We start from the raw sequence: 514 nt of genomic DNA, 5'->3' as shown, positions 1-514 counted from the left end.
GCCACAGATAATGACCAGATGGAGAACATTACATGGCTACCAAAGAACACGAACATGATTGACACACACAGAGTAGAGTACATCTCTTACTCGATCACTTACTCACAGACTCGATCAAACTACTATCACAAATTAATAAACAGAGTACGTTATTTGATTCTCACAAATCCTTTATTGACGAGACTCCTTTCTTTTTTCCTTATCATCACTAGGTAATAATTATATGGCAGCCATTGGTTGTCGAATAGGGGACTTAATTTCCACACTTGCAGTCGATGCAAGAGCAGGTGGTGCCGCATTTGCACTTTCCGCCGTTCTCGGCGGCTGCTGCATCCATGACAACAGTGTCGTAGCTCTTCTCAGTCTCAACAATGACCAAGCTGTTTCCCTTCTTCGTGCACTGGGAAACGTCAGAGCAGTCACAGCTGTCGCACTTTCCAGACATGGTGTTGATCGGAATTGATTTACTGAAACTGGGTTTTTGTTTCTGACTAATGAAAATGCTTTGCTTGCT

Annotated in this window: 1 protein-coding gene; it reads right to left on the bottom strand. The window is 43.0% G+C overall.

Annotated features, from left to right (window positions below):
- Positions 1-253: 253 nt before the first annotated feature.
- Positions 254-514, bottom strand: a 261-nt coding sequence (locus IEV84_RS16695; RefSeq protein WP_229732725.1) for a hypothetical protein, incomplete at its 5' end; no start/stop codon positions are given.

It is taken from the genome of Flavobacterium palustre (assembly GCF_014639535.1).
Classification (GTDB): domain Bacteria; phylum Bacteroidota; class Bacteroidia; order Flavobacteriales; family Flavobacteriaceae; genus Flavobacterium; species Flavobacterium palustre.
Note: the sequence above shows the minus strand (reverse complement) of the source record. Positions and strands in the feature narration are given on the sequence as shown.